Below are 21,912 nucleotides of genomic sequence, written 5' to 3' on the forward strand. Positions count from 1 at the left end.
ACGTAAATTAACTTAAACCAGGGAATACTTGTGACGAATTGGATGATGGCTTGGCGTTGGTTGCTGGATTTGCTATGGCTATCTTTTTTATTGATATTGCTCTATCACTTCTGGCGCGATAGACAGCGACTTAAAAAAACTCGATTTTGGTTTTTGACCAAAGGACGAATCACGGAGTTTCTCTGGACAAGAGAAGGGTATACGCTTCGACCTAAAATCGAATATTCCTACAATGTTTTTGACAGAGAATATCAAGGGGAGCATCTTTTCCTAGATACTGCTCATAATAATCCAAACAGCAAACATGCTCGCCAAGTGGCGTATCGTGCAGCCGTCGCGTACGAAAAAGATGAGGATATTGATGTTTATTACAACCCGAGTAATCCGCAAGAAGCTGTGCTCGATATCACCATACCTTCTAGACTTAACTTCATTATTGTCTTACTCATTGCTCTTGTTGTGGTGCATTTAATTGTTGTGATTTCTCGTTTGCTTTAACTGACTCATCCTCTATTGGCTGACATTTACAGGGAGGCGCAATAACCTTTGATTGTAAACTGGCAATGGCCAAGCCACGAACCCCTTGCCCTGAGGGTGCTCGAATGAAGTTAATCGTTACAAGCAAATTTTGTGTTTGTTGATATTGCGGATTTTTATAGAGAACAAGGAGCGGCATGGTTGCTTCCCAACGTGAATCCGTAATGGCTTTAACGACGGGTGGAAGAGTAGCCACTGCGCTAACAAAATAAGAATTTTTTTGAATCACCTCGGGTAGCTTGGCCGCATTTAAAGCGTTACTGTAAGCTGTCCACCCTTCTGCTGTAAAATATTTGGCAATTTCTTTCTGACGTGGCAAAAAATTTTTATAATCATATGTATAGGTAGCGACAATGGCTTCATTTGCCCAAACAGTTAATTGAGTATTGTCTTCTGCCCAGGCTGTCACTGATAACAGAAGGAAGGTCAACACGCTGTAAAGTTTATTTAATTGCATGAAAAATCCCCTTGAATTTATTTTTATTCTAAATGGGTTTTAAAAACAAAAAAACCTCTTTATGCTCCCATACTTTTTCCCAGAAAATAGTCTTATATCGATAAGTTCATATTTATGCTATTTTATATGGTTTGGGGTCTTCGCTACCCCAATCGGGTGCTTTTTTCTAGGTTAAAAAATCCCCGCCCTTTAGAGGTTGTTGCATAAAAATACCCCTCACCCGCTGCTACGCGCCGACCTCTCCCCTTGTGGGAGAAGCTAGGGGTGAGGGGTATTTGGTTGAGTGTTGTTTTGATAAAAATAGAAGGGAGGGTTGTGGTGCGCAACAATCGTTTTTACTTTGCCAACCGTGAAAATGTCAGCAGATACATTAATCGCTGGGATATTTTGTTGCTTATCCTTATCTTTTCTGTGATCTTTTTTCTTGGTTGGGCTGGCAAGCAAATGGCTGTCCCCTATCAATTAGGGGAACAATTACCTATCTCATTAGATCCAGCAATACTTCCTTTTTATGCTTCGCGTACAGTTTTGCGGATGTTTATCGCGCTTGCCTTATCTATTGTATTTACCTTTATTGTGGGTGCTTTAGCTGCAAAGCATCGCCGAGCAGAACAGATCATCATTCCGGCTATCGATATCCTGCAATCGGTCCCAGTACTCAGTTTCTTATCCATCACAGTAACTGGATTCATTCACCTATTTCCAGGAAGTTTACTAGGACCTGAATGTGCTTCTATTTTTGCTATTTTTACCGCTCAGGTATGGAATATTACTTTTGCTTTTTACCAGTCGCTAAAGACCTTACCCCATGATTTAAAAGAAGCAGCAGCCATGTTTCAATTATCAGCTTGGCAGCGTTTCTGGAAGGTTGAGGTGCCTTTTTCCATGTCTAGTTTGCTGTGGAATATGATGATGTCCATGTCTGCTAGTTGGTTTTTTGTGGTGCTGTCAGAAGCGATTTCTGTTTCTCATCAGAACATTCGTCTTCCAGGTGTAGGGTCTTACATTGCTTTGGCAATACAACAGCATGATTTACATGCTGTTGGTTATGCCATTCTAACGATGGTGATTGTCATTTTTCTCTATGATCAAATTCTATTTCGTCCCTTAATTGCCTGGTCAGAAAAATTCAAGATGGAGCAATCGCCTGAAGAAGAGGAGTACCAGTCCTGGTTAATTGATCTTCTAAGAAGTAGTCGCTTAATGAATCGTTTTAGTAAACGTTCCGCCATATTAAAGGATCGGTTTATAAATGCTCGCTCGTTAAGCAGGAAAAAACCTAAACTGATAAAGGAGATTGATTTCCGGCAGCAAAAGCGTATGGATTGGATATGGAATACAATCGTATTGTTAGCCATTATTAGTGGGGGTTGGCTATTATTAAATTTTATTCTTGCTCAGCTAAAAGCGAGTGAAATTTTCCATGTCTTTCTTTTGGGAGCGGCGACGGCGACTAGGGTTGTTGTTTTAATTATTGTAAGCTCTCTCATTTGGATTCCTGTGGGAGTATGGGTTGGGTTGAGGCCTCGTTTGGCGCAAAAAATTCAACCTGTTGTGCAGTTTGTCGCGGCATTTCCAGCGAATTTGTTTTATCCTTTATTTGTAATAGCGATTGTGCGTTTTAATTTAAATGTTGAGATCTGGGTTACTCCTTTAATGATTCTTGGTACCCAGTGGTATATTTTATTCAATATCATCGCTGGTGCTTCAAATATTCCCCGGGATCTCTATCTTGCTGCAGATAATTTTGGGGTTAGAGGTTGGCAGTGGTGGAAGCGCTTGGCGTTGCCTGGGATTTTTCCTTTTTATATCACTGGCGCCATTACGGCCGCTGGCGGTGCGTGGAACGCCAGTATTGTGGCTGAATGGGTTAGCTGGGGAAGCACCACATTAAAAGCCACGGGGTTAGGAGAATATATCCAGGCGAGTACGATAGCAGGGGATTTCCCAAAAATTGCTTTAGGTACAGCCATGATGTGTCTATATGTATTGACATTTAATCATTTAATTTGGCGTCCTTTATATCGTTTGGCGGAAGAGCGCTTTCACTTTAATTGAGTACGAGTTATGTCAGAAACTATTATTGCTATTGAAGATTGTCGTAAATCGTTTAAGAAAGATTCGCAGCAGGATTTATTGGTGCTTGAGGATGTCAATTTTCAATTAAAGGAAGGGGAAATTGTTGCCATATTGGGTAAGTCAGGTTCTGGTAAATCAACTTTATTGCGGATCATCGCAGGCCTTGTGCCTCCTTCTGCTGGCAAGGTGACCTATCGTGGTCAAAGAGTCACTGGTCCTGTGCCTGGGATAGCCATGGTTTTTCAATCGTTTGCCCTTATGCCTTGGCTTACTGTACTTGAAAATGTTGAATTAGGTCTTGAAGCCCAAGGAGTTAGCCGAGAAGAGCGCCGACGCAGAGCCATTGAGGCAATAGACACTATCGGCTTGGATGGCTTCGAATCAGCTTTCCCAAAGGAGTTGTCTGGAGGCATGCGGCAGCGGGTGGGATTTGCGCGTGCTTTGGTCATAAACCCGGATGTGCTATTGATGGATGAACCCTTTTCTGCTTTAGATGTGTTAACTGCGGAAAATTTAAAATCCGATTTACTCGAGTTGTGGCAGGAGAAGAAAACCAATACAAACGGTATCTTACTTGTAACTCATAATATCGAAGAGGCAGCTACACTTGCTGATCGAATTGTCATTTTTGGTAGTGATCCTGGTTATATTCGTGCTGAATTACAAGTGACCATGCCACAGCCGCGAAACCCAGAGACTCCTGAATTTAGAGAGCTGGTGGATAAAATCTATAAGCTGATGACCACAGGTCTCAAAGAAAGAGCTAAGCGTGCCCGAAGGGAGTGGCAAATAAGCTTAGGTTATCGTTTGCCGGACGTTGAACCTTCAGAATTATCTGGTCTTATTGAAACAATGAAGTCGTTTGAAGAACGGATTGATTTGCCGGAATTGGCAGATGAATTGATGATGAATATCGATGACTTATTTCCTATTCTTGAAACCTTGGAGATTCTGGGTTTTGCAAGAGTTTCTGATGGGGATATTCAACTGAGCGACTTGGGTAAGCAGTTTTCTGAAGCTGATTTGCAAGCCCGCAAACAGATATTTGCTAAATGTCTACTAGAAAAAGTTCCTTTGGCTCGCTATATTCGTCGCGTACTCGATGAAAAAGTTGGGCATCGAGTCTCAGAAGAACGCTTTTTAAGCAAGTTGGAAGACTATTTAAGTGACAAAGAAGCCGATCGGGTCTTGCGTACTATGATTGATTGGGGACGCTATGCCGAACTCTTTGCCTATGACTTTAGCACTGGATTTTTAAGCCTGGAAAATCCAGGGATTTCTGATTCTGATCAAAGCTCATACTAGGATTTGATAAAAATAAGAATGCCAGAAGATCTACATCACCAAACAACGTTTTTCTTCCTAATATTCTTCTTTCTGCTCAGCTGAAGCTTCCTCCTTATGTTGATTTACTTTTGAAGTATATAGAGTGACAGGTGAGATTGGTTCATTATTCACAAATCCTATAGCTATTTTAGAGGCAATGATCTCAAGATGATTTTTACATCCTGGTTCACGAATCGCACTAACTGAGATTTTCATGTTCTCATTACCTAGATTTCTAAAAGTAAAATCATGCCATGTCAGATCCAGTGTTTTATGATTGTCAAAAATAACTTCAAAAATAACAGGATGGTAGAGCAACTTATCAGATGTTCGTTTCACAAAGAAAACTTCTTTTAAACAGCCTGTGCCATGAATCCCATTGTTAAAATTAGGATTGTCCATGGTACGGGTGAAGGAGTTATGAGCGTATAGATAAGCATCGCGATATTTTGAAAAAATCATGAAACCATCATTCGGTACAGCAGCAAGTGATTGTTTTATGTCTTCTTCCGAAAATTGCTGTTTCCATTGCCTCTCTTGTCCAGCTCCGGCTTCTGCAGTTTGCACTGAGATTGGTCCACCTAAAATAAAAAAATGATAGCAAGGAACAATAGCTTCATCCCATTGTCTGCACACAGCTTTTGCTTTGTTTCGTTGCCATGGCGGGTGAAAAAAGGTGCTGATATGCGCTATGAGTTCATTGGCTAAGAATCCTTCAAATTTAGCTTTCGTCATATACAATCTATATCTAAGCTTTACTAGCCTTTTCTACTAGAAAATCAAGAATTTTAAAAAATCTTTCCTGATTTTGTGCCATTTGCAAGTCAGTTTTGTATTGGTTATTGATAACCACGGCAGGAACACCATTAATGTGGAAGCGGGACATCATTGCAAGTCCTTCGGCAAGTTGCAAATCGACCGTAGTTGAATTTTCAAATGCGCTTTTTACTGTAGCTGTATCAACACCTTCAGCAGCAAAAAAATTAATCATGGCTTTATTATTGGTCAAGCGCAGCTTATCGTGCTGTATGGCTTTAAATAAGGCTGGATTCAATTTTGCTTCCAAACCAAGGAGATGAGCAGTGTAATAGGCTTTTGCATAAAATTTCCAATCCTTATTAAAAACGACCGGGACACGCGAAAACCGTACTTTATTTCCTTGTTGTGTAAGCCAAGTGTTTAATGCTGGTTCGAGCCGGTAACACCATGGACAACCATAACTAAAAAATTCCGTGATGCTAACTTTAGCTGATGCTTGAGTGGGGGCATCTCCTTTAAGCAACTCATAGTCTTTGCCAGCAATAAATTCTTCGGCAAAAGCCACCACAGGAATAAATAAAACGATAAAAAGCAAACGTTTTAACATATCTAATCTCTCTCTAGTGCAAACCTTGAATGTAATAAGCTACGGCTTCCATATCTTCCTGACTCATGCGCTCGCTGATGTCTCGCATAATAGCATTCAAATCATTTGAACGCTTTTTATCCTTAAACGCTTGTAACTGTTGTATGGTATAAGGTGCGTGTTGACCTGACAATAGCGGAAAACCAGCTTGACCATTACCTGTTCCTCTCGGACCATGACAAGCTATACAAGCGGTGATATGTTTTTTAAAATCCCCTCCACGATATAACTGCTCTCCTCTCTTTAAGTATTTCTCAGGGGTGGCCCCTTCACCTAAAGGTTGTTTGGCATAGTATTCTGCCAAGGCAGCCATATCCGCATCACTTAAATTAGCAACGATCGCTGTCATTACTGGTACATTGCGTGTAGTAATATTCTTGTAGTCTTTTAATTGCTTGAGAAGATAACTCGCATGTTGTCCTGCAAGGTTAGGCCATTGTGGATTGACACTTATGCCTTGTTGTCCATGACAGGCAACGCAAAGAGCAGTTTTTTCGACTACGGTGTTAGTTTGCTCGGCAGCAGCATTGATTGCAGATGCCCAGCATAATACAACTGCGAACAAAATTTTTTTCATGCTTTTCCCAAGGGTTCTGATTATTTAATGGTACACTGCTTGCTCAAAATCCCAAAATGAAATTAAGACGATGTTAATCAATCCCTACGCGCGTGCAAATTTTTTAAAGAGTGCTGCTCGCGTTAGTCAACTACCTGAGGATGAAGGCTTTGAGGTTGCCTTTGCCGGTCGCTCTAATGCAGGCAAGTCAAGTGCGCTTAATTGCTTGACCGGGATTAAACAACTAGCAAGAACCAGTAAAACACCTGGACGTACACAATTAATTAACCTCTTTACTCTGGATGATTCCCGCCGTTTAGTTGATTTACCCGGTTACGGTTATGCCAAAGTTGCTCAAGAAATAAAGCAGGATTGGCAAAAACATTTAGCCCACTATTTAGAGGTACGACAATGTTTGCAAGGCCTGGTATTGTTGATGGATTGCCGACATCCTTTGAAAGAACTTGATCAGACGATGATTGACTGGTGTTTGTCACGCCAATTGCCTGTTCATATTCTTCTAACAAAAGCCGATAAATTAAGTCGCAGCGAAGTGAAGAATACTGTGCTTAAGGTGCGTAAATATTATGAATTGATGGATAGTCTAATTAGTGTGCAAGCTTTTTCAGCACTTAAAAAAGAGGGGCTTGAGGAGTTGATTTTAAAACTCAATGAATGGTTTGCTTGGTAGAGCTCCCAGATACAAATTTTTCCCTCTTCCCTTGTGGGAGAGGGTAGGGTGAGGGGAAAACTATATCTCTTGTTGTATCAGTTCTTTAACAACTTGAGGATTAGCCAAGGTGGATAAATCACCCAAATCTGAGAGTTCTGTTACTTTTTTGCAGGCTATTTCTCGTAAAATACGCCGCATGATTTTGCCAGAGCGAGTCTTGGGTAAATCGGTGACCCAGCTAATCGCATCGGGTTTAGCGATAGCACCTATGTCAGTTTTCACCATAGCTATCAGCTCCTCATAAAGCTGCTCAGAAGGTTCCTCTCCCTCTTGCAAACTCACGAAGGCATGAATCCCTTGTCCTTTGATCTCATGGGGCATGCCAACCACAGCTGCCTCGGCAATTTTAGGATGAGAAACAAGTGCACTTTCAATTTCAGCTGTTCCTAGGCGATGTCCAGAAACATTAAGAACATCATCCATACGCCCTGTGATCCAATAATCACCATCCTCATCACGGCGTGCGCCATCTCCGGTGATGTAATAGCCATTCTTGAAGTAGGTTTTAAGATAACGATCATGATCGTCTGCAATGGTTCTTGCTATCGAAGGCCAGGGGTATTTAATGGCTAATGATCCTTCCCCTACACCTTTAATCTCATTCCCCTGATCATCAAGAAGTACTGGGAAAATCCCAGGCAGAGGTTGGCTTGCGGCGCCAGGCTTCGCTTTACTTGGATCCTCCTGAGGACAAATCATAATGGCCCCTGTTTCGGTTTGCCACCAAGTATCTACTATAGAACATTGTCTTCTACCTACTTGCTGGTGGTACCATTGCCATACTTCGGGATTAATAGGTTCGCCGACTGTTCCCAGCAAATGTAAGGATTTACGGCTTGTTGTCTCTAACCATGTATCACCTGCCCGCTTTAGAGCTCGAATAGCAGTCGGTGCTGTGTAGAACACGTTAACCTGATACCTATCAATCATTTCCCAACAGCGCGCAGGATTTGGCCATGTCGGGATCCCGCCAAAAATTACTGAAGTAACCCCGTTGGCTAAGGGTCCATATACCAAATAGCTATGACCTGTTATCCACCCTACATCTGCAGTGCACCAGAATATTTTGTTCGTAGACGATTGAAAAATATGGTCGTAACTGTAACTGACCTGCACGAGATAACCAGCAGTGGTATGAACCAGGCCTTTTGGTTTACCGGTACTTCCAGAGGTATAAAGAATAAAAAGAGGATCCTCAGCACTCATTGCCTCTGGAGGACAATCAGCCTTGACTCGCAATTGCAAATCATGCCACCAATGATCTCTTTGATGGTCGAAAGGAATAGGTTCGCCGCTATGTTTGACGACTAAAGTCTGTAGCGGGAGATCTTTAGATGCTTCATCGCCTTGTTTTTTTAGAGCAAAATGCTTACCTCCACGATAATAACCATCTGCAATGATAAGTAATTTGCAATTTGCAGCCTGCAAGCGCTGCCTTAAGGCAGTAGGAGAAAATCCTGCAAATACAACGGTATGTACTGCTCCTATTCTCGTACAGGCAAGCATGGCAATCACTGCCTCTGGTATCATGGGCAAATAGATGCCTACGCGATCGCTTTTACCAATACCCAAAGCTTTCAGTGCATTTGCCATCAGGCACACTTCTTCATGCAATTGGCCATAAGTTAGCTTTCGCTGCTGTTGGCTTTCATCCCCTTCCCAGATAAGAGCAGTTTGCTTGGCTTTGGTTGGTAAGTGTCTGTCTAGACAGTTTTCTGAAACATTAAGTTTTGCGCCACTAAACCACCGAACAGTGCCGTGGTCAAAGCGGCCTTGAATAACACTCTCCCAAGGTTCAAGCCAGTTTACATATTTATGGGCGATGTCGGCCCAGAAGCTCTCTAAAGCATTTTCCTTGTAGTCGAAGGATTGTTTAGTCATGAGACACCTGCTCTTTTGCGATGGCTTTAATAATTGCCGAGAAGTCCAGATGACCTAAACCCTCATCATTAAATTGTTGATAAATCGCAGTTGCTCGTGCTGCTATTGGTGTTTTTAAGCCAACGATATCTGCGGAATTTTGACTTAAATTTAAATCTTTCAGCATCATGGCAGCAGTAAAACCCGGTTGATAATTGTTGTTTGCGGGGGTATTGGGTAATACATCAGGCACTGGTGCATATTGGCTCATTGCCCAACATTGACCTGATGAGTTTGTTACCACCTCAAATAATTTTTGCGGGGACAAACCCAAATGCTCTGCCAAAACAAACGCTTCCGAGATGGCGATCATGGATACTCCGAGAATCATGTTATTGCAGATTTTTGCTGCTTGTCCGCTCCCTGCTGCCCCTGTGTGAATTATTTTTTTACCCATGGCTGCCAAAATAGGCTTCGCTGCTTCAAAGGCTTCATTAAGACCACCAACCATAAAGGTTAAACTTCCTGCTTGAGCGCCGGCTACACCTCCAGAAACTGGTGCATCCACTGCTAAGATGTCCTTATGTTTTGCTTGCAATTGAACTTTCCTGCTGCTTGCAACGTCGATGGAAGAACAGTCAATGTATAATATTTTGGGGGCCGCTTTGCTAAAAAGACCATCTTCGCTTAAGCAAACCTGGGTTACCTGTTCCCCGGTTTGCAACATGGTAATGATAATATCTTGATTTAAAGCAGCATCTTGTAAAGTTTGAGCCTCCTTGCCGCCGGCGCTAATCAGCTTTGCGACCGCCTCTTTTTGTAAGTCAAAGCCGGTTACTACATGACCAGTTTTTAGCAAATTAAGAGCCATCGGTAAACCCATATGTCCTAAACCAACAAAACCAATTCGTGCCATTCCTCTCTCCTAAAATAGGGTCTGTTGACATTTCTACTATCTTGGCCAAAATGGTTGATTTTCTGTGCTCCGCTACTCACATACTCTTATGTATGCTGCGCTGCGGTGCTCGAAAATCAAGCCTTTTTGGCTCAAGCTAGCGAAATGTCAACAGACCCTGACATTACTTATTCGCTGGCATGACGAATGTGCTTTCGCCAAGGTCGGTGACGGGCCATTTACTGGTAACCGTTTTTCGGCGAGTATAAAAATTAATGCTTTCCATTCCATGCATATTGGTATCACCAAAGGACGAGTGCTTCCAGCCCCCAAAAGGATGGCTGGCTATGGGTACTGGGATGGGAATATTAACACCAACCATGCCTACTTGTACTCGTTGACTGTACTCCCGAGCAGTATAACCATCGCGAGTAAAAATAGCTGTTCCATTCCCATATTGATTGCGATTTACCAAAGACAATGCTTCCTCGAAAGTAGGTACTCTTAATATAACCAACACAGGACCAAAAATTTCATTTTCATAAATCGACATGGTTTCCTTAACATGATCAAATAATGAAGGTCCAAGGAAATAGCCTTCAGGGTGTTCTTTATGTTTAAAGGAGCGACCATCTATTAACAATTCAGCACCTTCAGTAACCCCTTGGTCAACGGCAGCGATAACGTTTTGCTTGTGAGTGCTGCTAATTAAAGGGCCCATATCACTAGCCTGCGTATCTCCAGCCTCAACTCGAATCGCTTTTACCAGAGGGATTAATTTATCTAGCAATTTATCTGCCGTTTGATCACCAACCGCGACCACCGCAGAAATAGCCATGCATCGTTCACCAGCCGATCCAAAAGCAGCACCGACAATCGCATTAGCAGCTTGATCGAGATCAGCATCTGGCATCACAACACAATGATTTTTAGCACCGCCAAACGTATGAGCGCGTTTTCCATGTGCGGTTGCTTTTTTGTAAATGGCCTCAGCTACAGGCGTTGAAGCAACTGCTGTAAAGGCGCAGATATCTGGATGCGTTAACAATTGTTCAACGGTATTCTTGTCCCCCTGCACACAGTTAGCAACGCCATCCGGTAACCCCGCTTCAGATAGTAACTCCAACAAGCGCACCGGTGCAGATGGATCCTGCTCAGATGGTTTTAAAATGAAGGTATTTCCACAGGCAATGGCTGGAATCATCATCCAAACAGGTACCATGACGGGAAAATTAAAAGGCGACACACCTGCGCAAACGCCTAAAGGTTGTCGCAAGGTATGGCAGTCAATATGGGTAGATACATCGGCTGAAAAATCTCCCTGTAATTGATTGACGAGGCCGCAATGAAACTCTACAACCTCAATGGCACGCGCCACAGATCCTTTGGCATCCTCAAGTGTTTTTCCATGTTCCCTCGTCACAATGCGGGCCAATTCAAGTTGATGCTTTTCCAGGAGTTCTCTAAATTTAAATAAAATGCGTGATCGTTTTATTGGAGTAGTCTCAGCCCATGCGGGCCAGGCTGCCTTTGCGGTCGCAACGGCTTTATCACAAAGGGACTTATCAGCAAAATAAACTTGCCCTATGGCTTCACCGAGGGCTGGATTGTATATCGTATGCGAAGTAGAGGTTGTAGCAGTAAATGTTTTACCCCCGATGTAATGAGGTACCGTGTAGCCCATCTTTAAACTCCTTTTAGGACATGTTAATTACCCGATGTACAACGTTTTCTAAAACCATGAATTACCGTGGTATCCATTAGCTAGCATGGGTCCTGGTCAAACCACGAGGATTCGAAAAGTTTCACATCATATTAATTTGTAAATGTATTAATGATGACTTGATAATAACGTTTGTCATCGTTGATCCAAGAACTGATAGTTTCTATTATTTCTATCCTAGTATGTTCACCCGCTTTTTGTAAGGCATCTTGAATGGCGTCACTAAGGCCTAAGTCAGAAGAACCAGTGTATTCCCCTGTTTTTTTTTTCATTCCTTTTTGTCCTTCAGCTGCAAGAAAGATTAGTCTAACATGAAACAGCATTGAATATCTTGTAAAAATGGTTTACAAGAAATTGTTAAGTACGCTGATTTATTTAATAATAAACAACCGATGCAGGCAAGGGATAGTGGATATGGTACACAAAACAATTTTGCGTCTAGCAGTAGGGATGGAGCTTCCCGGTCAACTAAAAGCGAATTTAAGGGAAATTCTTGGGGAGTTTGAAATTGAGAATTACCCTGCTGTACCAGATCTAAAGCGTAGTTATCAACGTCGGATAGACAGTCTTGAGCAAGCCTTTACATTTATATTGGATACCATTCCTGTCTTGACAGAAAAAAAAGAAGCTTTGCTGAGCTATGCGGCTTGGTGTCGCCAATTTTGTTCTTTGCCCGTAGGAGAGGTGATTCCCATCCAAGCTTACCAAGATACTCTGACAAGATATACAGCTCTACTCCTCAATGCTCTCGTGGATAACTATCCTTATGAAGACAAGGAAGGAGGCAAAATTCATGCTGCTATTGAGCTTTTAAACAAAGCTGAACAATACGTGATTATGAAGAAAGGGCGGCCGGATTTAGCCACGTTAATCCCCATAAAGTTGAATGATTCCATAGAATTTGTTTTGCGGTGGGAAGAGCAACTGCCTCCTTATTCTGAAACAACTTTGCAAGAATTTAGAACTATAAAAGAAAGTTCTTTATCAACTCCACCTGGCTGGTTTCGTAAATTACCTTCTGTATGGCAATTGTATCTTCATTCTTGTATCCCTGCTTATCTTTTAGCTGCTGAATCGAATGCTGACGTGCTTAACAAGATAAAAATGAATTTAAATGACTTTGATCTGCAATGGTCAAAGATAAAGCATGATCATGGTTTAGAGCTTGAGGGTGACTTGATATCCATCAGTAAGAATGAGTTTCCTCAGTGGTTTACTGGTTTAAAGAAGGAACATCAACAGTTGTTAAAAATCTTCTGTGAGTCAGGGTATAGTGTACCAAAAATTGATGGAAGCTTCAGCGAATTTAACAGTCGTGTTCGTGAGTGGAAAGAAAGGTCAAAGGAGTCAAATCCTGATATTTTTAATGCCGAGAAACTAAAAAAATTAAGACCACTCCCTTATTGGTTTTTAGTTTTAGAAGACTATGAGCAACGTTTTCTTAGAGGTGTACTACGAAGTGCCGCTCGTGTAGAAGATTGTATTTCATTTGTACCTAGCCGGTTGCGTAGACTGCCTTTAGTAGCCAATCTTTGCCAGACAAACGTTTTCTTGCTTAATGATGAAGGCAAAAAAGTCAAAACGTATCCTCCACGGTTACGTTCCAGTCATTTGGCTTCTCGTGATGTTAGGAAATTGCCTATCCAGGTTAGAGAACTTCATGCTAAACGAAATTTGGCAAGAATTGCTAGTTTTGCTGATGCTGATCAAGCTTTATTAATTCAAACGCTAATTAGCCCAGTCAAATTCCTCGAAAAGCAGATTCCGGACTATTATTTGGATCAACAGCGACTACAGACCATAGCCAGTTTTCAAAAAGAGTATGGTCAGTTTATTCGCTCGACGAATCATCCACTTAATATGGATAGATATCTGCATTACACACCAGCGAATGCTCCCTATTGCCTCGCTATTCTAGATGTCGCTGATATTATCCTGATGACTAAGTCATTGCCTGGGATTCCCTTGTCTTGGGATGCAAACAAAATTAAACACATTGTTGCGGAGGCTTTTCAGGATGTCCTGGTAAAAAATAAGATATCTTCAGCATTATCATTGCCTGAGCATCTGGATAGCGAAGAGCAAAGCATTAAAGACGCCTTATCGGATTTGTTCCGACAAAATTATGAATTACTATTACGCACAAGTGATTGGCAGTTGTTATTTGCTAGCCAATTAAATTTAAGAAAAAAGGCAGTTGAGCAGGAAAAATCTGCTGAGTATGCAGAAAATTTATTGGATTTGCAGGCCTTGGCTAAGGAGTATCAAGCTGTTTTAAACTCCTCTTACGGAACAGCGACTATTTTTGATTACTATGGTAGAGAGTTGTTTCTCAGTTCTTTAGAGAATTTACTGATAGGGCATGCAAATGGAAAGAGTTACGGCTCTTGTGTCAGTGGTAAAGATCGTAGAGAAGTTGTAGAAACACACACAATAGCCATGCAGCTTTATCGTCAACTAAAAGGTCGTTGGCCTAGTATGAGCGATTCTGGAACGGATAGGGCTGAGTTTGTTGAGCTAGTTGCAACCCTTGATGTCTCACGACATGGACATGAACATGCAGGCCAAAATGCAGATGGCTCTGACGGTATAAAAACTCCTGCAAATTACTGGCCGAAAGACATCGCTGCTGCTATTTGCAAAAAACAAGGGAAGGATGCTCTTCTGAATAGTGACATTTTGGCTACAAATAACGAAGTGGGACGCATAGGAGCGCTTGATACATTAATCACTCCGAACTATAGCAATTGTCTATTTTCGGCTCTCAGTTTATCTAAGAGAAACAGAGAGACAGTATTAAGTATCTTAGCTATTCTTTGTGGGGAAGCGACTTTTTTGCGTAGTAAAACCTGGAGTATCTCACTATTCCCTATTAATCCAATGTCTAGGGCGACGAAAATACCAAAGGCTCCTATTGGGTTTGAAGCGATTAAAGAAATTCTTGACTGCCCAGGTACCGATGAGAACGCTTTAATTCATAAACTTGCCCAAATTTATTTTGATATAGGGCAAAGACCAAAGGATAATTGGCTACGTGCAACAGAAATTCAGAGGGTCTACACAGCGCTTTTAAACTTATGTAAAGATCCAAAATCTGCCGAAGAGCAAATTAGGGTACTTGATGAGATAAAAGGAGAAATTTTTCGTTCCAATACCCAACAATTTATTTACTAAATCAGGACAGCAATGAGTGAGTATTTGATTTTTGCCTTAATTGGATTTGCGGCACAGTTAATCGATGGTGGATTAGGCATGGGCTATGGTCTTATCAGTATGACTGTGCTTTTGGCATATGGTATTGCTCCTCCTATTGCCAGCGCGGGTGTGCATGCAGCGGAAGTCTTCACTACTGGTGTTTCTGGACTCTCACACATGATGTTCAAAAATATTGATCTTAGCCTTTTTCGTCGTTTAGTCATTCCTGGGATGCTTGGTGGTATCGCGGGTTCGCAGTTACTAACTCGTATACCAACTCAAATCATTAAACCTTTTATCATGTCTTACCTGTTGCTCATGGGTATTTTTATTCTCTATAAAGCACTTCGTAAGACGGATTTATCTGAAAAAATATATAACTACATAGCTTATGACTTGATGAAGCGGGAAAAGCCTGCAAAAAAAACACCACGCTTAATTCTATTGGGTGTGGCTGGTGGATTTTTGGATGCAGCCGGAGGAGGAGGTTGGGGGTCTATCGTTAGCTCGACGTTACTTGTGCAAGGTGAACCTCCTCGTTATACCATTGGTTCGGTTAATTTGGCGGAATTTTTGTTGACGCTTACCATCTCTACATCTTTCTTTCTGACGATTGGCATTAAGCACTGGCCAATCATTCTGAGTTTAGTTGTTGGTGGGGGAATAGCTGCTCCTATTGCTGCCTATATGGTTCGCATTTTGTCCACAAATCTATTAATGATATTAGTAGGTAGTTTAATCATTATTCTCAGCTTGAGATCCCTTGCCACACTGAGCTAGTTCCGATGATCATATGAATTTTTCAACAAACTTTACAAAGGAAGAGAATGGTTTGTACTTGTACCGATTTCATTTTTTACTTCAGCGTCTTCATTTTGTGTAAAGAAAGAAGATGATCGAAGTCCTTTTTTACCGGCCTCAGGAGCTTGTGCTTCTGTATCGTTTTTATCTAAACTGCAGTCAAGATTTTTGACCAGCTGTAGTGCTTCAAAAAATTGCAACAAACAATGACTTAATTTTCTGCGATAGCCGTTGAGGTGCACAGGATACCTCTCAATAGGTACCTGAGTCAGAGGGCATTTACTAAGTAAAACACCTTTATCAAAAATTCCTGCTGCATCATAGACATGTCCTGTCTCTACAATGTAATAAGGTTCCTCAAATAACCCTTGAGTGACAGGGCAAAAAAGATTATCACGAAGATTGCATCGTTCAAGCCACTCTTCAAAACAATCGCGCAATTTTGCTGTCGCCTCTGCGTGTGGTCCTTTTGCGAATGCTTTTGCATGGCTTAGTTGGATCATCAAGTCCTTAGGAGTGATTGTTAGCTCAGTGTTAATTTTCCTCAGATGTGCAAGCGACGGATTGATGTTTTCTTTTTTTGCAGGATCGCTTTCTTTCAGAATAGAGATTAGCTGTTGCAATATAAGCTCCACTTTCTGTAAAGCATCAACGGGGTTGTTATAAATTACTTTGGGTTCTTCTTCAATGGGGGCGGCATAAGGTTGGTGGGTGCTCGTATATCCTAAATAAGCGGCTTCCTCAGATGCTTCGCTATTAGTAGGAACAATAATATTGTCTACGGTAAGAGGTAAGAGAGAAAATATCTTGTCGAGTAAGTCGTCACATCGGTCCGCTATATTGCTTCGCATAAGTTGTTCATAAGAAGCGTTAGCTAGAAATGTCTCGATGTCCTTTCCTGGAACGTCTTCCCAGTGATCGCCAACAAATGCAAATCGTGTATGTTTAACTTGTTCTTTCTCTTTATAGCTGACACTAATCATCCCGGTTACTCGGCTTTCACGAAGTAACCAATAGCCATTTGGTTTAGTGTTGAGTAGCTCTATAAAGTCTTGTAGGGGGGTATCTCTATTACTAATTTGTTTTTTAAAAATAATGACTTGCCCCTTATCTTCACGCTGAAATATCTTCCCTAAGTTCTCTTTAGAAATATCCCATCCCACACGTTTTTTTTCCGGTCCTTCTATTCCTACATCTTTATCACCACCAAGGGGAGCCGATTGCTCTGTCTGTTGAGTGCGGTCTTCCTCCAACATAGATTCCACAACCCCACTGTCTTGCATATGCATTCCTTTTAAGAGTTAATAATAGGTCGGTTGACTCATATTTTGCTTGATTGTTGTTGACTAAAATCAATGTTCAATCTTTGACGAACACATGGCTTGTTCGACATGAATATCAGGCATTTTTGCTAGTTCGGCCATCAATTGTTGATTGCCTTCTACCGTTGCTCCTGACCAAATTGCTTTATCACAATTTGTTGTATTACACTTCCCAGCAAAAGTCACGTAAGTCTGGCCACGAACTAAATCACATGTACAATAAGCCCGCCGCTCATCAGGAGATAGCTTATCAACCAGGCAAGGGTGATCCAAACAATTGGCCCAGGGTATGTCTGCAGGACAGGTCATATATTTGTAGTGACCACCCCCAAATGAGAAAGTAGATAATAACGCTGTCTCACCATCAGGGGTTTGTTGTTCTTTCCTCGCTGAGCATTCTGAGAAACCAATATTTTTTCCTTGCCAAATGGAACAATGACAAAGTACTTTAGCTTGCAATCCTGGTATGGGCTGACAACTTGCGGCATTACAAAGTGCATAGGTATTATTGCAAATAATAGGCTGTTTTGGGGCTGTATGGGCCATAGCAATCATCGACAGGAAAATCATATATGCGATCAAAAGAAACGTTCGAAGAGTACTCACCCCAATTCCTTTTTAGTTTAGTATGATCTAACGTAGCATAATCCTGAAGTTACTGCTATTTAAGTTAAACCAGGAATTATCGGTCGTCATTGGAGAGTCCAGGTCTTACGCGGGATTCCTGGTTCTCCGGTCTAATCACTGATTCTTATCAAACAATTTAAGGTATTCCCCATAACCTTCTTTCTCCATGTCTTTTTTGGGAATAAATTTTAATGCTGCTGAATTCATGCAATAACGAAGGCCTGTGGGTAGTGGTCCATCTTTAAAAACATGTCCCAGATGAGAGTCGGCGATTTTCGAACGGACTTCTGTGCGTGTGATGAAGAAGAGTTTTCTGTCTGTTTTTAGGATGATAAATTGGTTATCAATGGGTTTACTAAAGCTAGGCCAGCCCGTACCTGAGTCATATTTGTCAGCGGAACTGAAAAGCGGTTCTCCAGAGACAATATCGACATAAATCCCTTCTTCTTTGTTATTCCAATAAAGATTGTCAAAGGGCTTTTCAGTGGCAGATTCTTGAGTCACTTGGTACTGCAGCGGTGTCAATTCTTTGAGTTTTTTTGCCTTATCAAAAGTAGCTGCCATGCTATTACCAAAAAGGAGCAAACTGGCTAAAAGAAAAAAATTACGGACTCTCATGTTGCCATACCTCTTGCACTCGTTGATCTCGACCACAGCGGTACCGGTAGTATTTATAGCGTAGAGGATGATTTATGTAGTAATTTTGATGGTATTCCTCTGCTGGATAAAAATGGGTCGAGGGGACTATTTCAGTATAGACGTGAGGAAATTTCTTTTCTATTTCACGCTTACTCGCTAAGGCAATCCTTTTTTGCCCCTCATCCAAATAAAAAATAGCACTACGATATTGGCGTCCGTGATCGCAAAATTGACTATCCTTCACGGTAGGATCAATATGCTTCCAAAAATAGTTCACCAATTGCTGGTAACTGACTTTATTCGGATCGAAAGTTACCCGAACAGCCTCGGCATAATTTGTTTTACCAGATGAAACGGATTGGTAGGTTGGGTTTTTCTCAGTTCCACCGTCAAATCCTGATTCCGTTGCCAAAACCCCGGCAACTTTATCAAAATCCGCTTCTACGCACCAAAAACATCCACCGGCAAAGATCGCTTGTGCTGTGGCACTATAGGCAGGATTTAAATTGAGCAATAATAGTGTAACGATAATTCCTGGGCGCATATATTACCTCTGTCAGAATAAAGTGATTTTGCTATCCGCAGTTTGGGCTTTCATAAATTGCTTCAATCGAATGACTGCTGTCAAGCTAACTAAGAAAGTAAATAAGAATGCCAATAATATAAAGTACTGGGGAAGAATAGTCATAAGTATAAAAAAAATAAATGCCTCAGCCCGTTCCATGAGTCCAGGACTGTAATGGAAGCTTTTCTGGGAGTCATTGGGCGTAAATATACCGACCACCAAAAAACTGGTTATGCAGAGTAAAATGCTACCCAACATCAGAATAATGGCCAGGGAGCGCTCTTCGGGTGCTACAAGGTATAGTCCCAGAATGACGCTAAACTCTACCAATCGATCCATCATAATATCAAAAACAGTGCCAAGCGAAGAGGTACTGTTTTGCAAACGAGCCAGTGTGCCATCCAAGGTATCACAATAGCCAGAGATTAATAAAAAACCAATTGCAATCAAAGGATAATTTAAGATGATGGCGGGGATAAAGAGCAAGCCGCAAGCGCCTGAGAGCAGGGTAACAGGCAAAGGGCCAATTTTGTGAGTAATCCTTCTCGCCAACGGATCAACAAGACATTTTTGATAGAGTGGACGCACTGACTGTTCAAGCATTGGTTATCCCTATTTTAACTTGTAATATGCTTGCAAAACATTATACCTAAGTTATTTTGATAGTGAAAAAATAACCATCCGATCTGGTGATTTATTGTTTAAGATGGCGTTTGTAAGTATGTTGGGCTAGCCCCAGCCTCTAATAAATCATTAATCATTTCTGTGCGTTGATTATACTCGGCACATTGAAGTAAGGTCATGCCTTCCCTATCTCTATATTGATTTAAAGTATCCTCGTTACAATAGGGCAAAAATTCTTTGAGACTCTTTTCATCGTTAATTTTGATGGCTTTAAACATTAGATTAACCAGCTCATCTTGGGGCAATGATTGCAGGCTTTCGCTATCGAGCCTCACTCTAACGATGGATAATGCATTATCCAATGCAGATTGGATGCGCTTTTGGAGCGTTGTATCATCAGGAGAATCTATTTCATGTACAATTCTTATTATCCTTTCAGCCAGGGAAGTTGTCAGCTCTACTCGTCTATCTTGTGCATCGGTTGTTAAATCCAGGGAAGTGATATGACTAAGAAGATAATTATCTATGACAGTCTGTAAAGTAAACGTAAGAGCTTGCGAATCAGAATATAAATCAATTCTATCCACTTCTGAACCGGCACCAAAGCCAGAAAAATAAATTCGTTGGGAATCCTTGTCATAAAAAATATCATATGGGTTGAGATTATTGTGCAGTATTTTTTTAGCATTGATCCGTACAAGTTCCGTAATTGTATTAACGATCATCTCCTTGAATTTAGTCTCATCAAGATTCTTGAAATCCAACTTACCTAACTCCTGGCCTGGGATTTTGGGCATGATTAAGTAGGTTTGATTTTCTTCTCTAGTGAATATAATTTCACCCAAGCCATAGATTTTCTGCATTAAGGCAATTTCTTTTTCCCTATTTTCTGACGCTGCATTATGTTTTTTAGCAGTGTAAACTTTATTCGATAAAATATAATCTCCGTCTTTCTCTTCTAGTTTTATACACATTTTGGCAGTGCTACCATAATCGGTTCTTAAGTCCAAGAAGCTATTTTTTTTATTTTTTCGCCTGCCTTCTCCGACTAGATAATAGCCAGATTCAGTAAACAGTAACGTATATTTGGAATTGATGCGCTCAACATGATGTTCTTCTTTGTGGGCGGCTTGGGTGGAGGAAGGCAATCCTTTAATTATTTTGTTTAGCTCTGCTAATTCTTGTTTGGTGAGGCGAATTTCATAATTGCCTGGATCCTCATAGAAAATAAGTCTCGGCGTTTGATTGCTTGTTGCAGAGATTTCCTTTTTGGAACCTGGCTGTCCCTGCAACCCGTTGGTCGTTGCATCTTCTTTGGTCATAAAGTAATCATGTTGAATCAGATATTGACATTATAGTCAATGATTAGGATGTCCATATGTGGGAATAGAAAATCGTCTTGATTAAAAGGATGAATTACAATACATGCTCCAATCCGCAGTAAAGAGAGTCTAATTTTTTAACGTTCTGACACGCCAGGATAATACCTGGCATAAAAGAAACTCTGTCAATACTATCATGACTGATCGTCAATGTTTCCCCACTATTACCAAAGATAACTTGTTGACGAGCAACAACCCCAGGAAGACGTAAAGAATGAATATGAATGCCTTGGTGGCAACTACCCCGAGCCCCTGGCAGCAATTCATGGCTGTCTGGTAGGAGGACTTCTTTTTCACGTGCAGCTGCTATCATCTCCGCTGTTTTCATAGCGGTCCCCGAAGGAGCATCAAATTTTTGCTGATGATGAATTTCAATCACTTCAACATGGGGTAGAAATCGGGCGGCTTCTGCTGCAAAACGCATCATTAAAACGGCACTAATCGAAAAATTTGGGACAACAAGCCCCCCTAATTTGTCTCTGTCACAAAGCGATTTTAGGGTTTTCATTTGGTCACTGATTAACCCACTCGTCCCAATTACAGGATGTGCGCCGCTTTCAATAATAGAAAGGCTATTTTCATAAACACAATCAGCGCGGGTTAGATCGACTACAATGTCTGCTTTCTTATCGGCAATTGCTTGGCGAAGATTGTCATTTCGTGTTAAGCCAGCAACAAGCTCAAAGTCTGGATGATTTCTCAGGGTTTCACAGGCTAAAAGTCCCATTTTGCCCTGTGCACCATTAACAATTACACGAATAGCCATACTATCTCCAAGATGAAAAGCCCAGATTATTTTTGCGAGTCTTTTTTGTTCTCTTGAGGAGGGGTACTTTCCTGAACGATGCGTAAAGCCCATATGCTCGCAGGGATCCAGCCAATCACGGAGGCTTGCATGACTAAGGCAACCAAAGCTCCGCCAGGGTTATCGTCTAGCAGTAAAATAATCCACGGAAAAAAAACAGCGATAAACATCCAAAAAAGTCGACCAAGCATTGCTAGTTTACCTTATATTGAATTATTTAGAAGTATACAATATTGATTTAATTTACAGTATATCTCTTTTTGGCGCTTAGCGAATTTTTGGACAATTAATTTTAATTAGAAACCCAGGAAAAGATTGCCACCATAATAAAGGCGAACCACCCACGGAATTGGCAACTTATGCAACAGCTCATATTTTGTC

General features: G+C 41.3%; 22 protein-coding genes. 6 read left to right on the forward strand and 16 right to left on the reverse strand.

All coding sequences use genetic code 11. The features are described from left to right. The first annotated feature begins 30 nt into the window (after positions 1-30). Positions 31-498, forward strand: coding sequence for a DUF3592 domain-containing protein (locus CKV79_RS00610; protein ID WP_231950163.1), 468 nt, complete (start codon positions 31-33; stop codon positions 496-498). On the opposite strand, the gene CKV79_RS00615 is transcribed toward CKV79_RS00610, so the two are convergent. After that, positions 446-994 (reverse strand): DotI/IcmL family type IV secretion protein, encoded by a 549-nt coding sequence (locus CKV79_RS00615; protein ID WP_051546057.1) that lies wholly within the window; start codon positions 992-994, stop codon positions 446-448. The two genes, CKV79_RS00610 and CKV79_RS00615, sit on opposite strands and share 53 nt — an antisense overlap. A 318-nt stretch (positions 995-1,312) precedes the next feature. On the opposite strand from CKV79_RS00615, the gene CKV79_RS00620 reads away from it, so the two are divergent. After that, positions 1,313-3,052, forward strand: a complete 1,740-nt coding sequence (locus CKV79_RS00620; protein WP_028372328.1) for an ABC transporter permease — start codon at positions 1,313-1,315, stop codon at positions 3,050-3,052. A gap of 9 nt (positions 3,053-3,061) precedes the next feature. Beyond that, on the forward strand, positions 3,062-4,378 hold the full coding sequence (locus tag CKV79_RS00625; RefSeq protein WP_028372327.1) for an ABC transporter ATP-binding protein: 1,317 nt from the start codon (positions 3,062-3,064) through the stop codon (positions 4,376-4,378). A gap of 57 nt (positions 4,379-4,435) precedes the next feature. Here the strand turns inward: CKV79_RS00625 and CKV79_RS00630 are convergent, their stop codons facing one another. Genes CKV79_RS00630 through CKV79_RS00640 form a run of 3 tightly spaced genes read right to left on the reverse strand, consistent with a single transcriptional unit; the run spans position 4,436 to position 6,381 of the window. Next, positions 4,436-5,134 carry a hypothetical protein gene (locus tag CKV79_RS00630; RefSeq protein ID WP_028372326.1) on the reverse strand — a complete coding sequence of 233 codons (699 nt, stop codon included), beginning with the start codon at positions 5,132-5,134 and terminating at the stop codon, positions 4,436-4,438. Between the two features lie 13 nt (positions 5,135-5,147). Continuing rightward, positions 5,148-5,765: a thiol:disulfide interchange protein DsbA/DsbL gene (locus CKV79_RS00635; RefSeq protein WP_028372325.1), complete on the reverse strand. Its 618-nt coding sequence runs from the start codon at positions 5,763-5,765 to the stop codon at positions 5,148-5,150. Between the two features lie 13 nt (positions 5,766-5,778). Beyond that, on the reverse strand, positions 5,779-6,381 hold the full coding sequence (locus CKV79_RS00640; protein ID WP_028372324.1) for a c-type cytochrome: 603 nt from the start codon (positions 6,379-6,381) through the stop codon (positions 5,779-5,781). Positions 6,382-6,451: 70 nt separating this feature from the next. Here CKV79_RS00640 and yihA point away from each other — a divergent pair, with 70 nt between their 5' ends. Further along, on the forward strand, positions 6,452-7,051 hold the full coding sequence (gene yihA / locus CKV79_RS00645; protein ID WP_028372323.1) for a ribosome biogenesis GTP-binding protein YihA/YsxC: 600 nt from the start codon (positions 6,452-6,454) through the stop codon (positions 7,049-7,051). 60 nt (positions 7,052-7,111) lie between these two features. Here yihA and acs read toward each other — a convergent pair whose 3' ends face one another. From acs to CKV79_RS00665, 4 genes are all read right to left on the reverse strand, one after another. Beyond that, positions 7,112-8,974 (reverse strand): acetate--CoA ligase, encoded by a 1,863-nt coding sequence (acs, locus tag CKV79_RS00650; protein WP_028372322.1) that lies wholly within the window; start codon positions 8,972-8,974, stop codon positions 7,112-7,114. Continuing rightward, positions 8,967-9,869: a 3-hydroxyisobutyrate dehydrogenase gene (mmsB, locus tag CKV79_RS00655; RefSeq protein WP_028372321.1), complete on the reverse strand. Its 903-nt coding sequence runs from the start codon at positions 9,867-9,869 to the stop codon at positions 8,967-8,969. Before mmsB ends, acs begins: the two co-directional genes overlap by 8 nt. Positions 9,870-10,032: 163 nt before the next feature. Next, positions 10,033-11,532: a CoA-acylating methylmalonate-semialdehyde dehydrogenase gene (locus CKV79_RS00660; RefSeq protein WP_028372320.1), complete on the reverse strand. Its 1,500-nt coding sequence runs from the start codon at positions 11,530-11,532 to the stop codon at positions 10,033-10,035. 131 nt (positions 11,533-11,663) lie between these two features. After that, the gene (locus CKV79_RS00665; protein ID WP_028372319.1) at positions 11,664-11,843 is read right to left on the reverse strand and encodes a hypothetical protein; all 180 of its coding nucleotides are present in this window, start codon (positions 11,841-11,843) and stop codon (positions 11,664-11,666) included. Positions 11,844-11,985: 142 nt separating this feature from the next. Between CKV79_RS00665 and sidP the strand changes: the two genes are divergently transcribed. Further along, complete coding sequence (gene sidP, locus CKV79_RS00670; protein ID WP_028372318.1) at positions 11,986-14,745, forward strand: Dot/Icm T4SS effector PI-3-phosphatase SidP; 2,760 nt, start codon at positions 11,986-11,988, stop codon at positions 14,743-14,745. A 12-nt stretch (positions 14,746-14,757) separates the two neighbouring features. Then, the gene (locus CKV79_RS00675; protein WP_028372317.1) at positions 14,758-15,546 is read left to right on the forward strand and encodes a sulfite exporter TauE/SafE family protein; all 789 of its coding nucleotides are present in this window, start codon (positions 14,758-14,760) and stop codon (positions 15,544-15,546) included. A gap of 32 nt (positions 15,547-15,578) precedes the next feature. Here CKV79_RS00675 and CKV79_RS00680 read toward each other — a convergent pair whose 3' ends face one another. From CKV79_RS00680 to CKV79_RS00715, 8 genes are all read right to left on the reverse strand, one after another. Then, the gene (locus CKV79_RS00680) at positions 15,579-16,850 is read right to left on the reverse strand and encodes an SH2 domain-containing protein (protein WP_028372316.1); all 1,272 of its coding nucleotides are present in this window, start codon (positions 16,848-16,850) and stop codon (positions 15,579-15,581) included. 69 nt (positions 16,851-16,919) lie between these two features. Next, positions 16,920-17,495 (reverse strand): hypothetical protein, encoded by a 576-nt coding sequence (locus CKV79_RS00685; protein WP_131796049.1) that lies wholly within the window; start codon positions 17,493-17,495, stop codon positions 16,920-16,922. A 135-nt stretch (positions 17,496-17,630) separates the two neighbouring features. Then, a complete protein-coding gene (msrB, locus tag CKV79_RS00690; protein ID WP_095141830.1) occupies positions 17,631-18,080 on the reverse strand; it encodes a peptide-methionine (R)-S-oxide reductase MsrB in 450 nt (149 codons plus the stop codon). A 40-nt stretch (positions 18,081-18,120) separates the two neighbouring features. Further along, the gene (gene msrA / locus CKV79_RS00695) at positions 18,121-18,699 is read right to left on the reverse strand and encodes a peptide-methionine (S)-S-oxide reductase MsrA (RefSeq protein WP_028372314.1); all 579 of its coding nucleotides are present in this window, start codon (positions 18,697-18,699) and stop codon (positions 18,121-18,123) included. A gap of 12 nt (positions 18,700-18,711) precedes the next feature. Then, positions 18,712-19,323, reverse strand: coding sequence for a CDP-alcohol phosphatidyltransferase family protein (locus tag CKV79_RS00700; RefSeq protein ID WP_028372313.1), 612 nt, complete (start codon positions 19,321-19,323; stop codon positions 18,712-18,714). A gap of 98 nt (positions 19,324-19,421) precedes the next feature. After that, complete coding sequence (locus CKV79_RS00705; protein WP_028372312.1) at positions 19,422-20,666, reverse strand: serine/threonine protein kinase; 1,245 nt, start codon at positions 20,664-20,666, stop codon at positions 19,422-19,424. Between the two features lie 94 nt (positions 20,667-20,760). Beyond that, complete coding sequence (dapB, locus tag CKV79_RS00710; RefSeq protein WP_028372311.1) at positions 20,761-21,492, reverse strand: 4-hydroxy-tetrahydrodipicolinate reductase; 732 nt, start codon at positions 21,490-21,492, stop codon at positions 20,761-20,763. Positions 21,493-21,518: 26 nt separating this feature from the next. Next, positions 21,519-21,722 (reverse strand): hypothetical protein, encoded by a 204-nt coding sequence (locus CKV79_RS00715; protein WP_028372310.1) that lies wholly within the window; start codon positions 21,720-21,722, stop codon positions 21,519-21,521. Positions 21,723-21,912 lie beyond the last annotated feature (190 nt).

The organism is Legionella lansingensis, assembly GCF_900187355.1.
Classification (GTDB): domain Bacteria; phylum Pseudomonadota; class Gammaproteobacteria; order Legionellales; family Legionellaceae; genus Tatlockia; species Tatlockia lansingensis.

Bases quoted from the DNA above. Each gene is read 5' to 3' on its own strand.
- dapB (WP_028372311.1), bottom strand. From the start codon at position 21,492: ATGGCTATTCGTGTAATTGTTAATGGTGCACAGGGCAAAATGGGACTT.
- CKV79_RS00715 (WP_028372310.1), bottom strand. From the start codon at position 21,722: ATGCTTGGTCGACTTTTTTGGATGTTTATCGCTGTTTTTTTTCCGTGG.
- CKV79_RS00700 (WP_028372313.1), bottom strand. From the start codon at position 19,323: ATGCTTGAACAGTCAGTGCGTCCACTCTATCAAAAATGTCTTGTTGAT.
- CKV79_RS00630 (WP_028372326.1), bottom strand. From the start codon at position 5,134: ATGACGAAAGCTAAATTTGAAGGATTCTTAGCCAATGAACTCATAGCG.
- CKV79_RS00640 (WP_028372324.1), bottom strand. From the start codon at position 6,381: ATGAAAAAAATTTTGTTCGCAGTTGTATTATGCTGGGCATCTGCAATC.
- msrB (WP_095141830.1), bottom strand. From the start codon at position 18,080: ATGGCAGCTACTTTTGATAAGGCAAAAAAACTCAAAGAATTGACACCG.
- CKV79_RS00675 (WP_028372317.1), top strand. From the start codon at position 14,758: ATGAGTGAGTATTTGATTTTTGCCTTAATTGGATTTGCGGCACAGTTA.
- yihA (WP_028372323.1), top strand. From the start codon at position 6,452: ATGTTAATCAATCCCTACGCGCGTGCAAATTTTTTAAAGAGTGCTGCT.
- msrA (WP_028372314.1), bottom strand. From the start codon at position 18,699: ATGCGCCCAGGAATTATCGTTACACTATTATTGCTCAATTTAAATCCT.
- sidP (WP_028372318.1), top strand. From the start codon at position 11,986: ATGGTACACAAAACAATTTTGCGTCTAGCAGTAGGGATGGAGCTTCCC.
- CKV79_RS00705 (WP_028372312.1), bottom strand. From the start codon at position 20,666: ATGACCAAAGAAGATGCAACGACCAACGGGTTGCAGGGACAGCCAGGT.
- acs (WP_028372322.1), bottom strand. From the start codon at position 8,974: ATGACTAAACAATCCTTCGACTACAAGGAAAATGCTTTAGAGAGCTTC.
- CKV79_RS00635 (WP_028372325.1), bottom strand. From the start codon at position 5,765: ATGTTAAAACGTTTGCTTTTTATCGTTTTATTTATTCCTGTGGTGGCT.
- mmsB (WP_028372321.1), bottom strand. From the start codon at position 9,869: ATGGCACGAATTGGTTTTGTTGGTTTAGGACATATGGGTTTACCGATG.
- CKV79_RS00680 (WP_028372316.1), bottom strand. From the start codon at position 16,850: ATGCAAGACAGTGGGGTTGTGGAATCTATGTTGGAGGAAGACCGCACT.
- CKV79_RS00625 (WP_028372327.1), top strand. From the start codon at position 3,062: ATGTCAGAAACTATTATTGCTATTGAAGATTGTCGTAAATCGTTTAAG.
- CKV79_RS00615 (WP_051546057.1), bottom strand. From the start codon at position 994: ATGCAATTAAATAAACTTTACAGCGTGTTGACCTTCCTTCTGTTATCA.
- CKV79_RS00660 (WP_028372320.1), bottom strand. From the start codon at position 11,532: ATGGGCTACACGGTACCTCATTACATCGGGGGTAAAACATTTACTGCT.
- CKV79_RS00665 (WP_028372319.1), bottom strand. From the start codon at position 11,843: ATGAAAAAAAAAACAGGGGAATACACTGGTTCTTCTGACTTAGGCCTT.